General features: G+C 72.3%; 16 protein-coding genes. 7 read left to right on the top strand and 9 right to left on the bottom strand.

The window, feature by feature from the left end:
- Positions 1-10: 10 nt before the first annotated feature.
- The 7 genes from FHS44_RS21180 to FHS44_RS21150 form a co-directional block, all read right to left on the bottom strand.
- Positions 11-1,519 (bottom strand): CoA-acylating methylmalonate-semialdehyde dehydrogenase, encoded by a 1,509-nt coding sequence (locus FHS44_RS21180; protein ID WP_184717269.1) that lies wholly within the window; start codon positions 1,517-1,519, stop codon positions 11-13.
- Between the two features lie 17 nt (positions 1,520-1,536).
- Positions 1,537-2,490 (bottom strand): ABC transporter permease, encoded by a 954-nt coding sequence (locus FHS44_RS21175; protein ID WP_184717267.1) that lies wholly within the window; start codon positions 2,488-2,490, stop codon positions 1,537-1,539.
- On the bottom strand, positions 2,487-4,013 hold the full coding sequence (locus FHS44_RS42390) for a sugar ABC transporter ATP-binding protein (RefSeq protein ID WP_184717265.1): 1,527 nt from the start codon (positions 4,011-4,013) through the stop codon (positions 2,487-2,489). The genes FHS44_RS21175 and FHS44_RS42390 overlap by 4 nt, the downstream gene beginning before the upstream one ends.
- Complete coding sequence (locus FHS44_RS21165) at positions 4,010-5,143, bottom strand: sugar ABC transporter substrate-binding protein (protein ID WP_184717263.1); 1,134 nt, start codon at positions 5,141-5,143, stop codon at positions 4,010-4,012. The genes FHS44_RS42390 and FHS44_RS21165 overlap by 4 nt, the downstream gene beginning before the upstream one ends.
- Positions 5,144-5,204: 61 nt before the next feature.
- Positions 5,205-6,137: an alpha/beta hydrolase gene (locus FHS44_RS21160; RefSeq protein WP_184717261.1), complete on the bottom strand. Its 933-nt coding sequence runs from the start codon at positions 6,135-6,137 to the stop codon at positions 5,205-5,207.
- Positions 6,138-6,160: 23 nt separating this feature from the next.
- Complete coding sequence (locus tag FHS44_RS21155) at positions 6,161-7,498, bottom strand: amidohydrolase family protein (RefSeq protein WP_184717259.1); 1,338 nt, start codon at positions 7,496-7,498, stop codon at positions 6,161-6,163.
- Complete coding sequence (locus FHS44_RS21150) at positions 7,485-8,978, bottom strand: FAD-dependent oxidoreductase (RefSeq protein WP_184717257.1); 1,494 nt, start codon at positions 8,976-8,978, stop codon at positions 7,485-7,487. The genes FHS44_RS21155 and FHS44_RS21150 overlap by 14 nt, the downstream gene beginning before the upstream one ends.
- A 206-nt stretch (positions 8,979-9,184) precedes the next feature.
- On the opposite strand from FHS44_RS21150, the gene FHS44_RS21145 reads away from it, so the two are divergent.
- Both FHS44_RS21145 and FHS44_RS21140 read left to right on the top strand, forming a co-directional pair.
- Positions 9,185-9,952 carry an IclR family transcriptional regulator domain-containing protein gene (locus FHS44_RS21145; RefSeq protein WP_184717255.1) on the top strand — a complete coding sequence of 256 codons (768 nt, stop codon included), beginning with the start codon at positions 9,185-9,187 and terminating at the stop codon, positions 9,950-9,952.
- Positions 9,953-9,964: 12 nt separating this feature from the next.
- On the top strand, positions 9,965-10,495 hold the full coding sequence (locus tag FHS44_RS21140; RefSeq protein ID WP_184717253.1) for a GtrA family protein: 531 nt from the start codon (positions 9,965-9,967) through the stop codon (positions 10,493-10,495).
- Here FHS44_RS21140 and FHS44_RS42385 read toward each other — a convergent pair.
- Entirely contained in the window at positions 10,422-12,392 is a 1,971-nt protein-coding gene (locus FHS44_RS42385; RefSeq protein WP_221461107.1) for an ABC transporter ATP-binding protein, read from the bottom strand. The genes FHS44_RS21140 and FHS44_RS42385 overlap by 74 nt on opposite strands.
- 244 nt (positions 12,393-12,636) lie before the next feature.
- Here FHS44_RS42385 and FHS44_RS21130 point away from each other — a divergent pair, with 244 nt between their 5' ends.
- The 5 genes from FHS44_RS21130 (at position 12,637) to FHS44_RS21110 (ending at position 18,695) form a co-directional block, all read left to right on the top strand.
- Positions 12,637-15,666, top strand: a complete 3,030-nt coding sequence (locus FHS44_RS21130; RefSeq protein WP_184717251.1) for a lantibiotic dehydratase — start codon at positions 12,637-12,639, stop codon at positions 15,664-15,666.
- Complete coding sequence (locus FHS44_RS21125; RefSeq protein ID WP_184717249.1) at positions 15,663-16,994, top strand: lanthionine synthetase C family protein; 1,332 nt, start codon at positions 15,663-15,665, stop codon at positions 16,992-16,994. The genes FHS44_RS21130 and FHS44_RS21125 overlap by 4 nt, the downstream gene beginning before the upstream one ends.
- Positions 16,995-17,069: 75 nt before the next feature.
- Entirely contained in the window at positions 17,070-17,264 is a 195-nt protein-coding gene (locus FHS44_RS21120; protein ID WP_184717247.1) for a hypothetical protein, read from the top strand.
- Between the two features lie 29 nt (positions 17,265-17,293).
- On the top strand, positions 17,294-17,491 hold the full coding sequence (locus FHS44_RS21115) for a hypothetical protein (RefSeq protein ID WP_184717245.1): 198 nt from the start codon (positions 17,294-17,296) through the stop codon (positions 17,489-17,491).
- A gap of 16 nt (positions 17,492-17,507) precedes the next feature.
- Positions 17,508-18,695, top strand: coding sequence for a lanthionine synthetase LanC family protein (locus FHS44_RS21110; RefSeq protein WP_184717242.1), 1,188 nt, complete (start codon positions 17,508-17,510; stop codon positions 18,693-18,695).
- A 74-nt stretch (positions 18,696-18,769) separates the two neighbouring features.
- Here FHS44_RS21110 and FHS44_RS21105 read toward each other — a convergent pair whose 3' ends face one another.
- Positions 18,770-20,374 (bottom strand): RICIN domain-containing protein, encoded by a 1,605-nt coding sequence (locus FHS44_RS21105; protein WP_184717240.1) that lies wholly within the window; start codon positions 20,372-20,374, stop codon positions 18,770-18,772.
- Positions 20,375-20,583 lie beyond the last annotated feature (209 nt).

Below are 20,583 nucleotides of genomic sequence, written 5' to 3'. Positions count from 1 at the left end.
CGGTATCTCCTCACGCGTCGTTCGGGAAGTCGAAGCTGGCCTTGCGGCTCTCTCCGGGAAGGCCGCGTGACCTGGGCCAGCGGGCGGTGACGACCTTGGCGCGGGTGTAGAAGCCGACGCCCTCGGGGCCGTGCACGTGCCGGTCGCCGAACAGCGACGCCTTCCAGCCGCCGAAGGAGTGGAAGGCCATCGGGACCGGCACCGGGACGTTGATCCCGACCATCCCCACGTGGACGCCGCGCTGGAACCGCCGGGCCGCCTCGCCGCTCGATGTGAAGACCGCGGTGCCGTTGCCGTACGGGTTGGCGTTGATCAAAGCGATGGCCTCGTCCACGTCGTCGGCGCGCACGACGCAGAGCACCGGGCCGAAGATCTCCTCCCGGTAGACGTCCATGTCCCGGCGCACGTGGTCGATCAGCGTCGGGCCGAGGAAGAAGCCCTCCTCGTGGCCGGGGACGACGTGGTCGCGGCCGTCCACCACGAGCTTTCCGCCCTGCTCGGCGCCGGTGCCGATCAGCGTGGCGATGCGTTCCCTGGCCTGGCGAGTGACCACGGGCCCCATCTCGCTGCCGGGGTCGGTTCCGGGCCCGACCCGTACGGCCTTCGCCCGCCCGGCGACCGCCTCGACGACCCTGTCGGCCTGGGAGCCGACGGCGACGGCGGCGGAGATGGCCATGCAGCGTTCGCCCGCCGAGCCGTACGCGGCGGCGACGAGATGGTCGGCGGCGAAGTCGAGGTCGGCGTCGGGCAGGACGACGGCGTGGTTCTTGGCCCCGCCGAGCGCCTGGACCCGCTTGCCCGCCGCGGAGGCGCGCTCGTGGACGTGGCGGGCCACGGGGGTCGAGCCGACGAAGGAGACGGCGGCGACCTCGGGCGCGTCGATGAGGGCGTCCACGGCGACCGCGTCCCCGTGCAGCACGTTGAAGACGCCGTCGGGCAGCCCGGCCTCCCGCCACAGCTCGGCGAGCAGCATCGACGCCGAGGGGACGCGCTCGCTCGGCTTGAGCACGAACGTGTTGCCGCAGGCGATGGCCACCGGGAACATCCACATCGGCACCATCGCCGGGAAGTTGAACGGCGTGATCCCGACGCACACGCCGAGTGGCTCGCGGAAGGACCAGGTGTCCACGCCCGTCGAGACCTGGTCGGAGTAGTCGCCCTTGAGCAGGGTGGGGATGCCGCAGGCGAACTCGACGACCTCGATGCCGCGCCGTACCTCACCGAGGGCGTCGGAGAGCACCTTGCCGTGCTCGGCGGTGATCAGCTCGGCGAGCCTGCCCGCCTCGCGGTCGACCAGCTCCCTGAAGGCGAACAGCACCCGGGCGCGCCGCATCAGCGACGTCTGGCTCCACCCCTCGAAGGCCGCCCGGGCGGCCTCAACCGCCGTGGCGGCGTCCTCGGGGGTCGCGAGGAGCACCTCGTTCCGTTGTCGGCCGGTCGCGGGGTCGTGGACGGGGGCGGTTCGCACGGACTTTCCGGTGACGGCCCGGCCGCCGATCCAGTGCTCTATGACGGACATATCAGTTTCCTCCTTCATCATGGGGTTCCGCGGCGTCTGGCCAGCAAGGTGGAGACCGCCACGGCGACGACGAGGGCCGCGCCGTTGAACACGTCAGGCACCCAGTCGGCGGCGCCCGCGAGCGTGAGCCCGCTCACCGAGACCGCGACGAACAGCGCCCCGACCACGGTGCCGAGCACGTTGTAACGGCCCGGGTCGATCGCGGTGCCGCCCAGGAAGACGGCGGCCAGCGCGGGGAAGAGCAGATCGACGCCGCTGGTGACCAGGCCGCCGCCATTGCGCGCGGTGAGCAGGATCCCGGCGACCCCGGCGAGTCCCCCGGAGATCACGAAGGCCAGGAAGGACACCCGGGTGACCGGGATGCCGACGAGCCGGGCGGCGGCGGGGTTGCTGCCCACCGCGTGCAGGCGGCGGCCCACGGCGGTCTGGCCGAGCACGAACCAGCAGGCGGCGATGACGAGCGCCACCGGCCAGATCACCCGGGGCAGGCCGAGCCAGGTCCCCGACCCGAGGTCCCGCAGCGGTTGTGCGATGTCGCGGGTGATGCCGACGCCGCCCGTGTACCACTGCACGACGCCGGGCAGCAGGGTCGCGGTGCCGATCGTGACGATGAAGGCGTTGAGCCTGAGGACCGCCACGAGGGTCGCGTTGACGAGGCCGACGACGAGCCCGGCGAGCAGGCCACCGGCCACCCCGACCACGAGCGGGGCGTGGTGGTCGGACAGCAGGGCCGCGCAGGTGATCGAGGACACCAGTGAGGTCGCCGCGACCGAGAAGTCGAAGTGCCCGCCGACCAGCGGGAAGACGGCCGCGATCCCCAGCACCGAGACCACGGCGATGTTGCCCAGGACCGCCTGGAGGTTGGCCGCCGTGGGGAAGGCCGCCGCGCTCGCGGGCAGGACGCCGAAGAACAGGCACACCCCGGCCAGCAGCAGGAGCAGGCCGTACCGCTCGCCAAGAGCCCGGCTCATGACGCCTCCCGGTCGGCGTAGGAGTGCCTGACGATGGCGGGGATGGCGACCTCCGTGCCGCGCAGGCGCGCGCTCACCCGCCCGGCCCGCAGCACCACGACCCGGTCGCAGAGGTTGGCCAGCTCCTCGACGTCGGAGGAGGCGACGACCACGGCGGTGCCGCCGACGGCGACCTCCCGCAGCCGCCGGTAGATGTCGGCCCTGGCCAGCACGTCCACGCCCTGGGTCGGCTCGTCGAGCAGCAGGACCCGGGGCTCCCGTTGCAGCCAGCGGGCGAGCACGACCTTCTGCTGGTTGCCCCCGGAGAGCCGGGTGATCGCCTGGGCCGGGGCCGGAACCCTGATCGCGAAGTCGTCGATCGCGTCCCGGGTCGCGGCCCGCTCGCTGGAGGGCCGCAGCCACGACCACCGGGTGTGCCGGGCGAGGGTGGCGATCGTGGTGTTCCGCACGACCGACAGGTCGCCGAAGAGCGCCTCGCGCTGCCGGTCCTCGGGCACCAGCGCGACCCCGGCCCGCATGGCGGCCCGCACGGAGGGCGGCAGCGGCCTTCCCTCGACCGTGATCGAGCCCGAGCGCGGCACGACGGCGCCGAACAGGCTGCGCAGCAGCGTCGAACGCCCCGAGCCGAGCAGTCCGGCGACGCCCACGATCTCTCCGGCGTGCGCCTCCATGCTGACCTCGCGCAGCGGTCCCGCGCACAGCTCCCGCACCTGGACCACGGGCCGTTCCGGCTTCTCGGTGGGTACGGCCCGCGCCGGGTAGAGCGTCTCGACGGAGCGTCCGGCGATGAGTTCGGCGAGCCCGAGGCCGTCGAGGTCGGCGGTCGGGCGGCTCTCGGCGACCGTGCCGTCGCGCAGGACCGTCACCCGGTGGGCCAGCGACAGCACCTCGGCCAGCCGGTGGCTGACGTAGAGGATCGCCTGCCCCTTGGCCGCCCTGCGGGCCAGGGCATCGAGGAGGATGTCCACCTCGTGGTGGGGCAGGCTCGCGGTCGGCTCGTCGAGGACGAGGATCTGACCCGGTTCGTCGTCGGCGAGCGCGCGGGCGACGGCCACCATCGTGCGGTCGGCCGGGCGCAGGCTCGCCACCCTCGCTCCCGGATCGACCGCGAGGTCGAACCGTTCCAACCTGTCGGCGACGGCCCGGCGCAGCCGCGACCACGCCACGGCCCCGAACCTCGCGGGGAAGCCGCGTGACAGCGCGAAGTTCTCCGCGACCGTCATGTCGAGGACCAGCCCGAGGTCCTGGTGCACGAAGCGCAGCCCGGCCCTGCTGGAGGCCGCCGCGCCGAAACCGGCCAGGTCGGTTGTCGGGCGTCCCGGCACGCGCAGGGTGCCCGCGTCCGCGTGCTCGATCCCGGCCAGCACCTTGATCAGGGTGGACTTGCCCGACCCGTTGCCCCCGGCCAGGGCGTGCACCTCCCCGGGATACAGGTCCAGGTGGACGCCCTTGAGCACGGGGACCGGGCCGTAGGACTTGTGGACGTCCTCGACGTGGAGGAGTGCCTCACGCGGGGTGGTCACCGGCCCCACGCCTTCCGGTAGGCCGCGCGGAAGTCCACCGGGGCCGGGTAGGCGCCCGACGTCGGCAGGTTGGCGGTCGAGTCGACGATCTGGAAGCCCAGTCCCGCCGACACCGGTTCCTGCCCGGCGAAGGCCCTGATCAGGGTGTCCACGGCGGCCCAGCCGTACCAGTCGATGGGCTGGCCGACGGCGGCGCTCTGCCCCTGCTCCTCGCGGATGAGGTTCAGGTTGGGGGGCAGCCCCTCGCCGCCGATCAGCTTGATCTCGGCACGGCGCGGCGAACCGGCGACGGCCTGCGCGGCTCCGGCCAGGACGAGCGAGTCGAGCGGGACGGAGACCCAGGTGGCGTCGGGGTGCCGCAGCAGGGCCGACTCGATGATCTGGCGCACGTCGCCGAAGGTGGTGAGCGTCACGTCAACGGGGTGGACCGTGCATCCGGCGCACGGGGCCATGCCCTCGACGAACCCCCGGTGCAGCGCGGCGCCGATGTTCGTCCCCTGGAAGACCAGCTCGACGACCGTCGCCTGTCCCCCGGACCTGGCCGTGATCCACTCGGCCCGCGCCCTGCCGATGGCCTCCTGGTAGAGCGCGTTCGTCGGATACTTCTCGGCCGGTACGGCGGAGGCGGTGAACAGTTTCTCCCCGGCGTCGCAGTCGAAGCCCCAGAAGTCGACGGTGAGCACCCCGGCGGCCTTGGCCTCGCGCAACGGCTGCTGGATGTCGGCGCAGTCGATGGCCTCGGTGATGATCGCGTCCTGCTTGGCGGCGACGCCCTGGCGGACGCACTGGGCGAAGGCGCCGCCCGCGTTCAGCTTGCCGTCGCAGATCTGGGCCTGCCAGCCCGCGGCCTGGGCTGCCTCCTTGGCCGCCTCGGCGCCGGTCTGGCAGCCGATCGCGCTCTGCCCGCAGGAGACGATCCACACCTTCTTGCCCGGGGGCGGCGGTGGGGCGCTCGTCGGTGGGGTGCCGTAGGTGCCCCTGACCAGTTCGTCGAGGGCCTTGCTGATGGTGATCTTCGCGGCGTTCGCGGTTTCTGGTGGCGTGGTGGTCGTGGACGAGCACGCGGTGAGGGCGAGCATCCCGGCGCAGAGCAGGGCGAGCGGGTTCCGCCTCCAGGTCTTGCTGGACATCGTGGTACCTCCTGGTGGTCGTGACAGCGAAGCGGTCCCCCTCGCATCGCGGGTGTGGCGGTCAGTCGAGTGCGGCGGCGAACAGTTCGGTGAGTTCGGTGACGGCCCGGTCGGCGGCGGGTGAGACGCCCGGCATGCCGAAGAACGGGTGGATGAGACCGGCGTGGACCCGGAGCGCGACGGGCACGCCCGCCTGGAGCAGCCGTCCGGCGAAGACGACGCCGTCGTCCCGCAGCGGGTCGAACCCGGCGACGCCGACCACGGTCCTGGGCATCCCCCCGAGGTCCTCGGCCAGCGCCGGGGAGACGCGGTCGTCGCGCGCGGTCTCCGGGTCGTCGCCGAAGTAGTGGCCGCGGACCACGGTCAGATCCTTGGCCTCGAAGAAGTAGCCGGAGGCGTTCTCGGTCGCCGAGGGGTAGGACGCGGTGAAGTCCGTGACGGGCGAGGCGAGCAGCAGCGCGCGGACGGGCTCCCCGCTCCTGGCGGCGCGCAGCGCGGTGACGGCGGCCAGGTTGGCGCCGGAGCTCTCCCCGGCCAGGCCGATCCGGTCGGCGTCGCCGCCGAGCGCGGCGATGTTGGCCCTGGCCCAGCCGAGCGCGGCCCAGGCGTCCTCCACGGCGGCGGGGAACGGGTTCTCCGGGGCGAGCCGGTAGTCCACGGAGACGACGACGGCGGACAGTTCGTGGCTCAGACGGCGGGCGACGTCCTGCATGAGGTGGGCGCTGCCCATGACGAAGCCGCCGGGGTGGAAGTACAGCACCGTGGGGACCGGCCCCTCGGCCTCGGGCCGGAAGACCCGCAGGCGCGGCCCTTCCCGCCCGGCGACGGCCTCCTCGTCGGAGGCGACCGGCGCGAAGGCGGCCGGGTCCCAGCCGCCTTCGACAGCCTGGGTCATCCTGGCGCGCATCTCCTCCGGCTCGCCGTCGAACGATCCCGGCGCTCCGACGGAGCGGAGCATGCCGAGGAAACCGGCGAATCCGCTGTCGAGGGTCATGAGGTTCCTCCGTTGCAGGGGTGTCAAGAGCTGAGAATGTGCTGGTTCGAGGCCTTGGCGAGGGCGCGCAGCCGGTCCTGGTCGACGCCGAGCAGGACCCCGCCCCGCTTGCGGACCGTCCCGGCCACGACGACCGTGTCCACGTTGCCGGGGTGGGCGGCGTTGACCAGGGCGGCCACCGGGTCCGTCACCGGCCAGAGGTTGAGGTCGGTGGCCCTGACCAGCACGATGTCCGCGGCCTTGCCGGGCGTGAGGCTGCCCACCCGGTCGCCGAGACCGAGCGCGTCGGCGGCGCCCTGGGTGGCCAGGTGGAGGACGTCGGTGGCGGAGAAGGCGCTCAGCGGCTCCTCGAAGCGCGACCGTCCGGTGTTGACCAGGCTCCTGGTCGCGGCCAGCGCCACCCGCATCTGGGTGAACAGGTCGGCCGCGCCGTACGCCTCGGTGTCGGTGCTGAGGCCGGTCGTGACGCCGAGGCCGCGCAGCCGGTCGATCGGGGTGTGCCCGATGCCGGGAAGGCCCTGTTCGTGCTGCGGGGCGACCGCCGCCGAGACGCCGTGGTCGGCCATCATCCGCAGTTCGTCGTCGCTGTTCTCTCCGCAGTGCACGAAGGTCAGGTCGGGGCCGAGCAGCCCGGCGTCGTCCATCTGGGCGATGGCGGCCATGGCGCCGAACTCCTCGCCGCAGCCCATGTGGATGGAGGTGCGGATGCCCAGGTCGCGGGCCATCGCGAGGTCGTTGCGGGTCACCTCCATCGTGGACAGCTCGGGACCGCGCCCGGCCAGGGCCAGCGTGACGAGGGCGTCGTCGTCGAAGAGCAGTTCCTCGCGGATGCGGCGCAGGTCGCCGGTGTGGTCGCGGGTGCTCCCCATGATCCACTCGGGCAGGTCCACCAGGGGCCAGCCGTGGCCGAACACCGCGCGTATACCCGCCTCCCGCAGGCCCTGGATCGCGGCGTCGGCGTGCTCGGGAGAGTTCTGCACGTGCGACCAGTCCATGAGGGTCGTCGTGCCGGAGTCGAGGGCGGCCAGCGCGCCGAGCAGGTTGCCCACGTGGACGTCGTGCGGCCGGTAGCGGGGGCCGAGCCGTCCGAACATCTCCCCGAAGTAGGTCATCAGGTCCATGCCGGTGCACCGGTGACGTACGGCGGACTGCCAGGTGTGCTTGTGGGCGTCCACGAGACCGGGGATCACGAGCATCCCGGAGGCGTCGATCACCTCGGCGCCCGGAGCCGTGATCCCCCGGCCGATCTCGGCGATCGTCCCGCCGCGCACCAGGACGTCGGTGTCGCGCACGGTCCCGATCGCCGGGTCGCCGGAGACGACCCAGCCACCCCTGACCAGCAGTTCCTCAACGAACGCCATAGCCGACCGCCTCCGCGTAGGCCGCCTCGACCTCCCGGTCGGACGGGGTGGTGTCCCAGGCCCGCGCCACGTAGGCGTCGGGACGGATGAGCGCGGCGGCGGCACCGGCCAGCTCCCGCGCGAAGCCGGGTTCCCCGGTCACGACCCGGGTGACCCTGGACGGCAGCGCCCTGGTGGTCGGCGCCCCGTCGGCGCGTTCGGCGAGCACGAACGCGCTCCCGGCCGCGACCTCGGTGTAGCGCCGGTCACCCAGGGGCATCTCGCCGACGCGGGTGCCGTCGGCCGGATGCGGGTCGTCCTGCCGGTGGTAGCTGGTCCCGAACCCGCTCAGCCGGTCGCACAGGATCGCGTTCACCTCAGGGATGGGGATCAGCTCGCTCTCCACGAAGTCCTTGAGCCGCAGGCCACCGGGAGTGAAGTCGAAGTGCAGCTTGCACTGGGCCGCGATGTCGTCCATGACCTCCCGCAGCACCGGGTGCCGTTCACCGTCGTAGGTGTCGAGCAGCGCCTCGGGGGCGTCGCCGGTGGCGACCAGGCCGAGCTTCCAGCCGAGGTTGAAGGCGTCCTGGATGCAGTAGTTCATCCCGATGCCGCTGGCCGGGTAGTGCACCCGGGTCGCCTCGCCGACGAGCGAGACCCGGCCCCGGTGCAGGTAGGGCGTCATCTTGTGGGCGTCGCCGTACCGGGAGACCCACTTGGCGGTGGTGACGCCGAAGTCGTCACCGAAGATCGCGCGCAGGCTCTCGCGGACCTCCTCGATCGTCACCGGTTCGCCCCTCGGCACGGTACGGCGCGCCTCGGCGACGATGATGAAACGGGTGGTCCGCTGCCCGAACGGATAGGCCAGGATCCAGCCGTTCTCGTTGCGCCGCATCTGCATCGACGCCTCCCACGGGAAGGTCAGGTCGGCGTCGATCGACACCGCCGTCATCTCCGTCTCGCGGCCCTCGAAGGGGACGCCGAGGTGGGTCCGTACCGTGCTGCGGGCGCCGTCCGCGCCGACCAGGAACCCGGCGCGGAGGGTGACGGTCGCCCCGTCCGCGTCGAGCGCGGTCACGGTGACGCCGTCGTCGTCCTCGGTGTGCTCGACGTAGGTCACCCCGCGCCGCACCTCGGCCCCCGCCTCGGTGGCCCAGGCGCGCAGCAGGTGCTCGGTCGTGGTCTGCGGCAGGATCAGCGCGTACGGGTGCGCGCTGTCCAGCAGGTCGTAGCGCAGGCCGACCAGCCCGGCGTAGATGTAACGGGGAACCTCGAAGTCGGGCCGCCAGTCCTTGGCGGCGTCGCGGAAGCGGCCCATGAGCCCTCGGGCGTCGAGGAGTTCGAGCACGCGTGGCTGGATGACCCCGGCCCGCGACGGGCTGTCGCCCTCCCGTTTCTCCAGCACGACCACGCGCGCCCCGAGGCGGGCGGCCTCGGCGGCGACTGTCGCACCCGAGGGGCCGCCACCGATGACGACGACGTCCGCGTCAGTCCTTCGCATCTCTCTTGCCTCGCTCCCTGCCCAGCCTGTCCGTCCATCGGACAACTGTCCGTTTCTCGGCGCCGCTGAGCTTAGGTGAGCGGTAACCTGGCGTCAACGATGTCAACGCCAGGTAAATTACCTGGACACGAATGGGAAAAGCATCGCCGTACGACTGTCCGTTGTACGGATAACCGCTTGTCGGACGCGGGTGGAGGACGGTAACCATGGCCCGGGAGAACACCGGTCCCGACTTCGTCGAGGCCCTCGCACGCGGTCTCGACGTGATCAGGTCCTTCGGCGCCCACCACCGGCCGAGATCCCTCAGCGAGATCGCCGCCGGGACGGCCCTGGCCCGCCCGACCGCGCGGCGCATCCTGCTCACCCTCGAACGGCTCGGCTACGTGCGCTCCGACGGCGGCGGTTTCACGCTGACCCCCCGGGTGCTGGAGCTCGGCGTCGCCTACACCATGTCGGCGGGGTTGTGGGAGGTCGCGCGGCCGTACCTGCGGGAACTGGTCCTGGCGACTGATCAGGCGGCCTCGGTCGCCCTGCTCGACGGCTCGGACGTCGTCTACGCCGCCCGCGTCGCCGTGCCCAAGGTCGTCTCGGCCAACGTCACCGCTGGCATGCGCCTGCCCGCGCGCAGCACCGCCCTCGGCAAGGTCCTGCTGTCCGCCCTCGACCTCGACCGGCTCGACGAGGCACTGGGCACCCCCTCGACGGCGACGGTCCGCCCCTTCAGGGAGCGGCCCCCCGGCGACCTGCGGGAGGAGTTACGGGAGGTCAGGGCCCGTGGCTGGGCGGCGACCGACGAGGAGATGACCCCCGGGGTCCGCTCCGTCGCCGCGCCGGTCCGCGACGGTGACGGGACCGTCGTGGCCGCCGTCAACGTCAGCGCCATCGCCGCCGAGGTCCCCCACGAACGGATGACTCGGGACTTCCTGCCCCTGCTCCTGACGACCGCGGGCCGGATAGGACACGGGATCCGGTGAGAGGATCCAGGAGTGCTCCGAACAGCGAAGGCCGTACTCGCCAGGTTGCCGGAACCGCTGCGCGCCCGCGCGCTGAGGCACCGTGAACTCCTGAAGTTCGCGGTGGTCGGCGGAACGGCGTTCCTGGTGGACAACGCGGTGTTCTACGGGCTGAAGCTGACCGTCCTGGAGCCGAAGCCGGTGACCGCGAAGATCGTCGCGGTGCTCGTGGCGACGATCGTGTCCTACGTGCTGAACCGCGAATGGTCGTTCCGGACCAGGGGCGGCCGTGAGCGTCGTCACGAGGCGGCGCTGTTCTTCCTGGTCAGCGCGGTCGGTCTGGTGCTCAGCTCCGCGCCGCTGTGGATCTCCCGGTACGTGTTCGGCCTGGAGACCCCGGAGGCGAGCCTGGTGACCCAGGAGATCGCCGACTTCGTGAGCGCGCAGGTCGTCGGCACGCTGGTCGCCATGGTCTTCCGCTTCTGGGCGTTCAGGAAGTGGGTCTTCCCGCACGTGCGGCTGGTTCCCGTTCCCGACTCCACCTCCAAGGACGAGGCCGCCTGAACGCGAGCTCGGCGTACGGCCCCGACTGCAGGTCGTACAGGTCGCGGTACCGGCCACCGAGGCGCATCAGCTCCTCGTGCGTGCCCCGCTCGACCACCTCGCCGTGGTGCAGCACGACGATCAGGTCCGCCTGCCGTACGTTCGCCAACCGGTGGGTGACGAGCAGGCAGGTACGGCCGTCGCGCAGGGTGCGCAGCGCCTCGTAGACCGCGGCCTCGGCGCGGGCGTCCAGGGCGGCGGTCGGCTCGTCGGCGACCAGGACGGGGACGTCGCGGAACAGCGCCCTGGCGATCCCGACGCGCTGCCACTCACCGCCCGACAGGTCCCGGCCGTGCTCGAACTCCCGCGACAGCACGGTGTCCCACCCGGCGGGGAGCCGCTCCACGACGGGACGAACCCCGGCCACCTCGACGGCGTGCGCGAACGCCGCATCCCCGCCCGTGGCGACCTGCTCGACCCTGCCGAGCCGTACGGCCGTCGCCGCGGAGACCGGCCAGCGCGCCGGGTGCTGGGACACCACCGCGACGGCGGCGGCCACCGACTCGGGCGAGCACCCGGCCAGATCGACGCCGTCCCAGCGGACCGCCCCTGAGCCCGGCGCGTGGAGACCGGCGACCAGTTTCGCGAGCGTCGTCTTGCCCGAGCCGTTCTCCCCGACGAGCGCTACGACCTGGCCCCTGCGGATCTCCAGGGTGACCTCCCGCAGGGCCGGGTGCTCCTGGCCGGGGTAGGTGAAGGAGACCCCGTCGAGCCGGATCACCTCGGGGTCGGCGGGCGCGTGCCGTACGGCGGGCGGCGGGGTGCGCTCCCGGCACTCCCGCCGCAGCCCCCGGTACAGGTCGATGTAGAAGCTGGCCTCGTAGAACTGGTTGACCGTGTGGACGACGGACGAGAAGGCCCCGGTCGTGGCGCGCATCGCGATGACCGCGGCGCCGCCGAGCGCGAGCGGCATCCGCCCGGTGTACAGCAGGAGCCCCAGGGCGAGGTAGGCGGCACCGGCGCCGACCCCCGCCAGCGCCCTGCCCGCCAGGGCGACGCCCGTCGTGCGCGTCTCCGTCCTGACCGCCTCGGCGCCGAGGGCAGCGCTCGCGAGGCGGTAGTCGCCGAGCATCGCCTCCCTGAGCGTGAACGCCCTCAGCTCCGCCGCCGTCTCCCGATCGGTCAGCAGCCTGCCGGTGATCGCCTGGAGCCGCTGGGTGGCCACCATGCGCAGGAAGGACGCGTAGCCGATCCTCGCGGCCTTGGCGGAGGCCCACGCCGCGGGGACCGCGACCAGCAGCGTCACCGGGACGAGCCAGGGGTCGAGTGAGCCGACCGCGACGAGGGCGGCCAGCACGGCGACCCCCGAGGACAGCAGCGTGCCGCCGTACCTGAGGCTCGCCTCGATCGACCTGATCCCGGCGCCCGACCCCTGTTCGACCAGCTCACGGAAGCTCGCGTCCTCGAAGGCGACAAGCCGTACCCCGGAGACCAGCTCGTGCAGCTCGACCTGCGCCGCCTGCCGCACCCTGGGGATCGTGACGCCGAGCGAGGCGGTGGCGGCGGCGTCCAGCAGGGCGCGCAGCGAGTAGGCGACCGCGATCCACACCACGGAGGGCAGCGCCGCGACGACCCGCTCCGGTGTCGGCCCGCCCGCGATCAGCTCGTCGATGACCCGGGCGCTCGTGACGATGCCGAACACCGTCGCCAGCCCTCCGGCCAGGTTCAGGACGACGGCCAGCAGGACGGTACGGCGGGCGACGCGCCAGGCCATCGCGACGACGACCCCCACCGCGGCGCGGACCGCGGAAAGCCCGGCCCACAGGCTCGACCGCGCGACCTCGCGATCGACCCGCGCCCAGGTGGGCATGACGGGGTCGCCTCCGCCGACGAGGGCCGTGTTCGGTGCAGAAGTCACAGGCCAAGCCTCAGAGCGCCGGGAGAGGCGGACAAGCCGGGCGAACGCGCTTGGCAGGAAACCCGCGCTAATTGGCAGGGTCACGCGTTGAACGACGGCCGAGACCAACGAAACATGTGGACATGCGCCTTCACATGAAAGGCGGAAAAAGCCGTTGACGAATGAACTCGGACCGGTTTTCTCCGCCCCTTCGTTCGGACTTCTGCGGCTCCCCGCCTTTCCCCTCGGAATGGCGTCGGGCACCGTGACCGATCTCGACCCCGAGGATCGCGGACAGGCAGTTTCCATGGCCGGATATCTGCGGTCCGCGATCGGCGACGACGCCGTTTTCGAGGCGTTCACCGTCTCGAACCCCACCCTGGCCGGTGAACTGGCGAAAATCAGGGAAGGACGGCAGGTTCCTTTCTCCCGGCTGCGCCGCATGGTGTACACGGTCACGAAGTACCTCATCAGGATGTCGCACCGGCCCACGCCGTTCGGGCTCATGGCCGGGGTGGCGCCGGTGTCCTTCGGTGACGGCCACGGCTTCGAGTACCGAGGTCCCGGGGAGAAGCTCGTCCAGGCGGACTCCGAGTGGCTGCTCGGCGCCGTGACGCGGTGGGAGGGGCTGCCCGAGGTCCTGGCGTGCCTGCGGCTCGTCGGCAACGACCTGGCCGCCCCGCGCGGGGACCGCCTCGTGCTGGCCTACGTTCGTGACGGCGCCAACGGGGGTGTCCTGTCCCGGACCCAGGAGCTCTCGGTCAGGTACACGCCCGCCGTACGGCGTGCCATGGAGCTCGCCCGGCGGCCCGTACCGTACCCCGAGCTGGCGGGTGAGCTGGCCGACGCCTTCGCGGCGCCCGTGGAGACCGTGCACGGCATGCTGGCGCAGCTCGTCGAGAAGGAGTTCCTGCTCACCGACCTGCGCCCGCCGTCGGACTCGGCCGACGCGCTCGGCCACGTGCTCGGGAAACTGGCGCCGGTCGCGGGGCGGGACGAGATACGGCTGCTCCGTGAGCTGCCCGGCGCGCTCGACGACTACGCGCGAATGCCGGTCGGGGCGGGTACGGCGCGGCTGAACGCGTTGACGACGGCGATGCGGCGCGTCCAGGCCGCCGAGCACCCGCTCCAGATCGACCTCGCCGTGGACGTGGACGCCCGGCTGCCCGAGATCGTGACCCGCCAGATGGCCGAGGCCGCCACGGTCCTGTGGCGCATGTCGCCCGACCCGGTCCCCGACCACCTGCGCGACTACCACAACGCCTTCGTCGAGCGGTACGGCTACCGCCACGCGGTGCCGCTGCGGGAGATGCTCGACCCGGAGCGTGGACTCGGCGCCCCGGCCACCTACCTGCGTCCGCCGAGCACCCGCCCGTTCGACAACCGGCAACGGCACCGGCCTGAGCGTCAGGAACTGCTGGCCGACCTGGCGCAGGACGCGCACCGCACCGGCGCCGCCGAGGTCGTCCTCGACGAGGCCGCCGTCGCCGCGCTGACCGAGGAGGGCGTGTGGGAACGGCCCCCCGCCTCCTTCGACATGTCCGTGACGCTGCTCGGCGCCTCCCTCGACGCCGTCGCGGCGGGCGACTTCCGGCTTGTGGTCTCCAACGGGCTCGGCGGCCCCCAGCCGGGGGCCTTCTTCGGCCGGTTCCTCCCCCTGCTCGGCGACACGGCGGCCCGGCTCAGGGAGCTCCACGCGCGGCCCGAGCTGGTCTCCCCCGAGACACTCCTCGCGCAGGTACGGTTCCAGCCCAACAACTCCCGCTCCGGCAACGTCAGCCGCGTCCCCGCGATGACCGAACACCAGGTGGTCGTCGGGGCGTTCGCCGAGCGGGGCGACGAGCGCGTGCACGGCGTCGACGACCTCGCGATCGTCGCGGACCGGGAACGCCTCCACGTCGTCATGGCCGCCACGGGCCGCGAGGTGACGCCCATGGTCGGCCACATGCTGAACCCGTACATCGCGCAGCCCAACGCGGTCCGCTTCCTCGGCGAGATCACCCAGGTGCGCCGGTGGTGCGTCCGCCCCTGGGAGTGGACCGGTCTCGACCGTTTCCCCCACCAGCCACGGGTCCGCCACGACCGGACGATCCTCGCCTCGGCCCGCTGGCGGCTCAGCAGGGCGCTGCGCGACCCCGCCCTGTCGTGGCCGCGCTGGCGCGCCGAACTCGAACGCTGGCGTGAGCGCTGGTCGGTGCCCGACGAGGTCGAGATGACCAACGAGGACCAGCGGGTCGCCCTCAACCTCACCGTGCCGCTACACCTGCGGCTGCTCTGGCGGGAGGCCAGGAAGGAGCTTCCCCCGGTCATCACCGAGCGTCCCGCGGGCGGTGAGTACGGGACGGGGTGGTGCGGCGGCGTCGCCAACGAGATCGTCGTGCCGATGGTGCCGCGTCCCGGCAGCCCCGCGACGACGCGCCCGCCGTCGGTCACCGTAGTCTCCGGGCAGCCCCGGCACGTCCCCGGCGGCGACTGGCTCTTCGCCAAGCTCTACGTCGCCGAGGACCGTCAGGACGAGTTGCTGACCGAGCAGTTGCCCGTCCTGCTCGGGGCCGTCGGCACGGACGCGGGACGGATGTTCTTCATCCGCTACCGGGATCCCGACGCCCACCTGCGCGTGCGCTTCCACGGGGAGCGGGCCGTACTCAACGGACGGGTGCTGCCCCGGCTGCACGACTGGGCCGCGCGGGCCTGCGAGGCGGGCCTCATCCGCAGGCTGACCCTCGACACCTACGAGCCGGAGACCGTCCGCTACGGCGGGGAGAAGGTCCTCGACCACGCGGAACGGGCCTTCGCGGCCGACAGCGAGGCGGTGCTCAGACAGCTCGGGACCCTCGGGGCTACCGGGTTCGACCCGGTGCTGCTGGCCGCGGCGAACTGCCTCGACATCTGCCGTGGGTTCGCCGACGGCACCGGGTGGACCGGCTGGTTCCTCGACGCCTATCCCAAGGGGGCGCACCACCCGGCCTTCCAGGAGCGCAGGGCCGACGCGCGCCGCCTGCTCGACGTGACGGGCCCGTGGTCCGCCCTGGCCGCGGAACCCGGTGGCGTGGAGATCCTCGCCGCGTGGCGGGAGCGAGCCCCGGTCCTCGCCGAGTACGGCCGCGCCCTGCGGGCCCAGACGGGCGGCGACCTGGAGGTCCAGGTCGTCACGAGCCTGCTGCACATGCACTGCAACCGGCTGCTCGGCATCGACGCCGAGGCGGAGCAGTCGGCGTACGCGGTGGCCCGCGGCGCCGTCGCCGAACACCTCGCCAGGCAGGCGCACCTCAACCGGAAGGGGGCCGTGGGATGAGTGATCTTCGTGACCGGGCGGGGGAGATAGCCGGGATCGTCGCGGAACGGCTCACCGATTTGGACCGGGTACGGCGCGCGATCGACGACGCGGCGACACTCGCCCCGGGAGGACCGGAGGAGCGCGTCTACCAGGACCTGTCGCTGACCATGGGCTATCCCGGCGTGGTGCTGCTGTTCGCCGAACTCGGCCGCGAAAAGGCGGCGCACCGGGAGACCGCGCACCGGCTGCTCGCCGAGGCCGTCACCCGGCCGCACCCGCCGACCGGTGGCTCGCTCTACATCGGGCTCGCCTCGCTGGCCTTCGCCACCAGGACGGCGGCGGGTCCCGGTGAGTACCGCTCGCTGATCGACCCCCTCGACCACTACGTCACCGACCTGGTCGAGCAGCGCACCCGCGTCTGGCACGGCCGTCTCGACGACGACCCGAAGCACGTCGCCGGGTCCATGGGCCTGTACGACGTGATCAGCGGGCTCAGCGGGCTCGGCCGCTACCTGCTCATGCTCGCGGCCTCCGGCGGGGACGACGGGGTGCTGCGCGACGTGCTGCGCTACCTGGTCGCCCTCACCGGGACCGGCGAGGTCGCCGGGCGGGCCGTACCCCGCTGGTGGGTCGCGGGCGGGCCCCGCCTGGACATCCCGGACGACCCGGTGTACCGCGACGGGCACGCCAACGTCGGGGTCGCCCACGGCATCGCGGGCCCGCTCGCGCTGCTCGCCCTGGCGTGGCGGGCCGGGGTGCGGGTGCCGGGACAGCGGGAGGCGATGGAGCGCGTCGTCGCGTGGCTGCTGGACTGGCGCTGCCCCGACGCGGCCGGGGTCTGCTGGCCCGACACGGTCACCTTCGAGCAGCACCTCGGGGGCGAACGGCCGACACCGGGATGCGTGCCCACCTGGTGCTACGGCCTGCCCGGCATCGCCAGGTCGATCCAGCTCGCCGGGCTGGCCCTCGACCGGCGCGACTGGCGCGAGGCCGCCCTCGACGCGATGCGGTCCCTGCTCAACCGGCCCACGGACGGCTGGACGCTCGCCTCCCCCTCCGTGTGCCACGGCTCGGCCGGTCTGCTGCGGATCGCCATGCGCGTGGCCGCCGACAGCGAGGGGGACACGACCGCGGGCGACATCGCGGACCTGGCCGCCGAACGCACAGTCGAGCTGTTCGACCCCGGCTTCGAGGTCGGGTTCCGCTACCTGGTCCCGCCGCCGAAGCGCTACCTGGAGAGCGCGGGGATGCTCGACGGCGCCGCGGGCACGGCCCTCGCCCTGTACGGCTACGCCACCGGCGACCTGACGGACAGCCGCTGGGACGCGGCCCTGCTCATGGCCTGACGGCCCCATAGACCGGTCATGCCGGACAAGTCCCCCGGGTCCTCCCGGGGGCGACCACCAATGGAGGAGAACACCATGGAGAACCCTCTCGGGGCGTTCGACCTGCAGATGCGCAGCATCCCCGCGCGCGTCCAGGACGAGGCCGTGACGCGGATGACCATCTGCTCGGCCAACACCCAGTACCAGTGCACGCTGAGCCCCATCCAGTCCACCTGCACGCAGCCGACGTGCACCGACACCTGCTGCTACCAGGGCTCCCGGGTCTGCTGACCCCCGTTCCGACGACCACGAGAGGCATCATGACCGTCAACACCGAGGAACTGTTCGACCTGGAGATGCGGACCATCCCCGTCCGGTCCCAGGCCACGGCGACCAACCCGTTCCCCAAGGCCATGGAGACGACGGTGCAGATGTGCACCTTCAGCCCGAACATGTCGTCCTGCATCCAGCCGACGTGCACCGACACCTGCTGCAACCTGGGCTCCCGGGTCTGCTGAACCGGTGCCCCACACCATGCCGACTGACGTGGCGCGTGAGGTCGCACGGCGCGTGCTGGACCCGGTGCTCCGGGACCGGGCGCTCGTCCGGCTCGCCCGCGCCACGCTCAAGCCGCAGGTGAACACCTGGTCGCCGTCCGGCGTCTCCCTCGGGGGCGCCGGACTGGCGATCATGTGCGCGGAGTTCGACGGCCGCTTCCCCGACGCGGGCTGGGACGTGGCCGCGCATGGGCTGCTGGCCTCCGGCCTCGACGAGGTGGGCGACCCGGCCCGGCCGCTCGGACTGTTCTCCGGGGCGGTCGGCTACGCCGCCGCGATCTGGTTCGCGAGCCGGGGCGGCACCCGCTACACCTCGCTGCTCGCCTCCCTCGACGCCGCCCTGCTGCCTCGGATGCGCGCCCTCGCCCTCGCCATGCCGTACGGCCCCGCCTCCCATGACACGGTGAACGGGGTCGCCGGGTGGGTTGGCTACCTCCTGAGCCGGGAGCGCACCCCGGAGATCGACCGGGTCGTCGGCCCGGTGGCCGAGGCGCTCGCGGCCGTGCTGCGTCCCGATGGCAGGGGCCGCATGGCCTACCGGCTCGGCGGCGCCGTACGGCTCGACCTGGGGGTTGCGCACGGGATCGCGGGACCCCTCGCCGCGCTGGCGCTGCTGGAGATCCACCGTGGCACGGGACACCGGGACACCCTGCTCGGGGCGGGCCGGTGGCTGGCCGAGCTGGCGACGTGGGACTCCGGCTGCCTGCTGTGGCCCGCGAGCGTGGAACCGCCGGGCCGCGAGGCCGTGGAGAACGCCGGTTCCTGGTGTCACGGCAGCTCGGGTATCGCGCGGGCCGTGTATCTCGCCGGGGTCGCGACCGGCTCCCCCGACCTGGTCGACGTGGCCGTGACGGCGACGCGCACGCTGTGCTCCCGACCGCCCGTGCTCGACTCGCCCAACCTCTGTCACGGCCTGGCCGGTCAGCTCGCGATCGTGGCGGCCTTCGCCCGTGACACCGGCGACCCACTCCTGGTGGCCACGGCGGAGAACCTCGCGGCCGAACTCGCCGACGGGTTCCGGTCCGGTGCCCTGCTCGGGTACCCCGACGTCGAACAGCCGGGGACGGAGACCGACAATCCGGGCCTGCTGCGCGGGGCCGCCGGGGTCGCGGCCCTCCTGCTCTCTCCCACGCCCGCCTGGACCCGGCTGTTGCTTCTCACATGAACCTCCACACGCGTGGCCGAGCCGTACGGCAGGGGGGTCCGTACGGCTCGGCGGTCAGCGGGTCACCCGGCGGGTCAGGCGACCTGGTTGCTGGTCCAGCGCTGGGTCGAGGAGGACGAGTTGCAGGTGGCCAGGACCAGGGTGGTCCCGCCCGTGGTGCCGCCGCCGTTCGCCGCGACACACTGGTTGGTGCCGACGCTCGCCTTGATCTGGTAGGTGATTCCGGAGATCGAGGGGAACGTCCACTTCTGCGCGGTCGCGCCGGTGCAGGGGACCTGGACCACGGCCGTCCCAGCGGTGCCGCTGCCGCCCAGCGGGCTCAGGCACTTGCCGCTGTGCGCGCTGGTGATCGTGTAGCCGCCGCTGACCGCGTCCAGCCGCCACTGCTGGTTCTTCAGGCTGTTCTGCGGCCACTCCACGATGGAGGCGTTGTCGGCGGTGCTGAAGGCGTACAGGTCCATGGCCAGGTTCGGGCCCGTGGGATCGACGACGTCGTTGGTGAACACCGTGGTGATCCCGTCGTCGACGGCGCCCGCGGGGGTGCCGCTCGTGCCGGTCAGGACGATCAGCCCGTCGGACGGCTCCGAGGTACGGCTGACGCCACCGACGGTGATCTTCTCCCTGACCGTGTAGGTCGCGCTGGTGTTGGTGGTCAGGCCCGTCACCCTGACCGAGCGCTGCCAGATCGGGACGGTGGCGACCACCGTGCCGTTGCGCAGCACCTGGACCTCACGGGTGACGCCGGAGCCCTCGACCTTGGTGCTCGGCTCGTAGGTGAAGACGATCTCGGTTCCCTCGACGTCAACGGCCTGGAAGATCTGGGGCGCCAGCGGCGGGATCACGGTCATGGCCGGTACCGAGGAGCCGTGCTCCAGATAGAGGCTGTCGTTGGCCGCGTTCCAGTTGGAGGACAGGTAGGTGCCCACCGGGGTGACGCCGAAGTAGTCGTCCTTGCCGCAGTCCATCAGCCGGACGGCCAGCGGGTCGGAGCAGACCACGGTCGGGCCGCCCTGGCAGAGGGTCTCGTTGGAGTCGCTGCAGTGCGCGCCGGAGACGTAGTTGGGGGCGCCCGGCAGGATGCCGCCCAGGGCGTGCGCGAGTTCGTGGGTCATCTCGTGCCCGGTCGCGCAGTTGGGGGCGAGGGAGATCCAGGTGGCGTAGGAGTTGTGGCGGTTGCCGGTCCCCGCTGTCGCGTCGTCGGCGATGGGACCGTCCCCGATCGTGCCGCCGCAGCCGGTGCCGTCCTCGAAGTAGGCGACGTAGATGTGGTCGGTGTCGGTGTAGCCGAGGTCCTGAAGCTCCTCCTTCCAGCCGTCGTTGGCCGTGCCATCGGAGATCTCGACGACGTCGATGTCCACGTCACAGCCGGTGGAGCCGGTGGTCTCGAAGCGGACCCAGCGCTCGGCGCCGTCCCTGCGGGCGCTGTCGTTCACGTTCTCCTGCGTGATCCACGCGGCCTGCCGGATCAGCGGCTCCTTCTCGGTGAACCGGTTGGAGCCCGGCTCGTAGGCGTAGATCAGCTTGACCCGGTGACCGCTGGTCCCGTCGCCGACGCAGTGCACCTGCGACACGACGGGGACGCTCGCGGCGGCGGGCGTCGCGGGTGCCAGGGCTACCAGGACGAGAGCGGGCAGCAGCACGGCGGCCGCCCGCCCCCATAAACCTCGCCTCACACGCATTGATGACATCGGACATCAACCTCCCCCGCGACTCCCGGTGATTCTCACCGATCGCGTTCTTTGGTGGATTCCGCCCTGTTGGCGTAATCGCCACGATAAACGCTGTTGGATCGTTGGGAAACCGTCAAATTATAACAGAAAAGAAACTTTATATATGATGAGAATGTGATGGATGTTAAAACAATCCGGTTCATGATTTTCCCATTCTG

It is taken from the genome of Streptosporangium saharense, from assembly GCF_014203715.1.
GTDB lineage: Bacteria > Actinomycetota > Actinomycetes > Streptosporangiales > Streptosporangiaceae > Streptosporangium > Streptosporangium saharense.
Note: the sequence above shows the minus strand (reverse complement) of the source record. Positions and strands in the feature narration are given on the sequence as shown.

What these genes read in the sequence shown, in the direction of transcription:
- FHS44_RS21175 (WP_184717267.1), bottom strand. Translation starts at nt 2,490, where the DNA reads ATGAGCCGGGCTCTTGGCGAGCGGTACGGCCTGCTCCTGCTGCTGGCC.
- FHS44_RS21145 (WP_184717255.1), top strand. Translation starts at nt 9,185, where the DNA reads ATGGCCCGGGAGAACACCGGTCCCGACTTCGTCGAGGCCCTCGCACGC.
- FHS44_RS21110 (WP_184717242.1), top strand. Translation starts at nt 17,508, where the DNA reads ATGCCGACTGACGTGGCGCGTGAGGTCGCACGGCGCGTGCTGGACCCG.
- FHS44_RS21160 (WP_184717261.1), bottom strand. Translation starts at nt 6,137, where the DNA reads ATGACCCTCGACAGCGGATTCGCCGGTTTCCTCGGCATGCTCCGCTCC.
- FHS44_RS21120 (WP_184717247.1), top strand. Translation starts at nt 17,070, where the DNA reads ATGGAGAACCCTCTCGGGGCGTTCGACCTGCAGATGCGCAGCATCCCC.
- FHS44_RS21125 (WP_184717249.1), top strand. Translation starts at nt 15,663, where the DNA reads ATGAGTGATCTTCGTGACCGGGCGGGGGAGATAGCCGGGATCGTCGCG.
- FHS44_RS21115 (WP_184717245.1), top strand. Translation starts at nt 17,294, where the DNA reads ATGACCGTCAACACCGAGGAACTGTTCGACCTGGAGATGCGGACCATC.
- FHS44_RS21180 (WP_184717269.1), bottom strand. Translation starts at nt 1,519, where the DNA reads ATGTCCGTCATAGAGCACTGGATCGGCGGCCGGGCCGTCACCGGAAAG.
- FHS44_RS21155 (WP_184717259.1), bottom strand. Translation starts at nt 7,498, where the DNA reads ATGGCGTTCGTTGAGGAACTGCTGGTCAGGGGTGGCTGGGTCGTCTCC.
- FHS44_RS21165 (WP_184717263.1), bottom strand. Translation starts at nt 5,143, where the DNA reads ATGTCCAGCAAGACCTGGAGGCGGAACCCGCTCGCCCTGCTCTGCGCC.
- FHS44_RS21105 (WP_184717240.1), bottom strand. Translation starts at nt 20,374, where the DNA reads ATGCGTGTGAGGCGAGGTTTATGGGGGCGGGCGGCCGCCGTGCTGCTG.
- FHS44_RS21150 (WP_184717257.1), bottom strand. Translation starts at nt 8,978, where the DNA reads ATGCGAAGGACTGACGCGGACGTCGTCGTCATCGGTGGCGGCCCCTCG.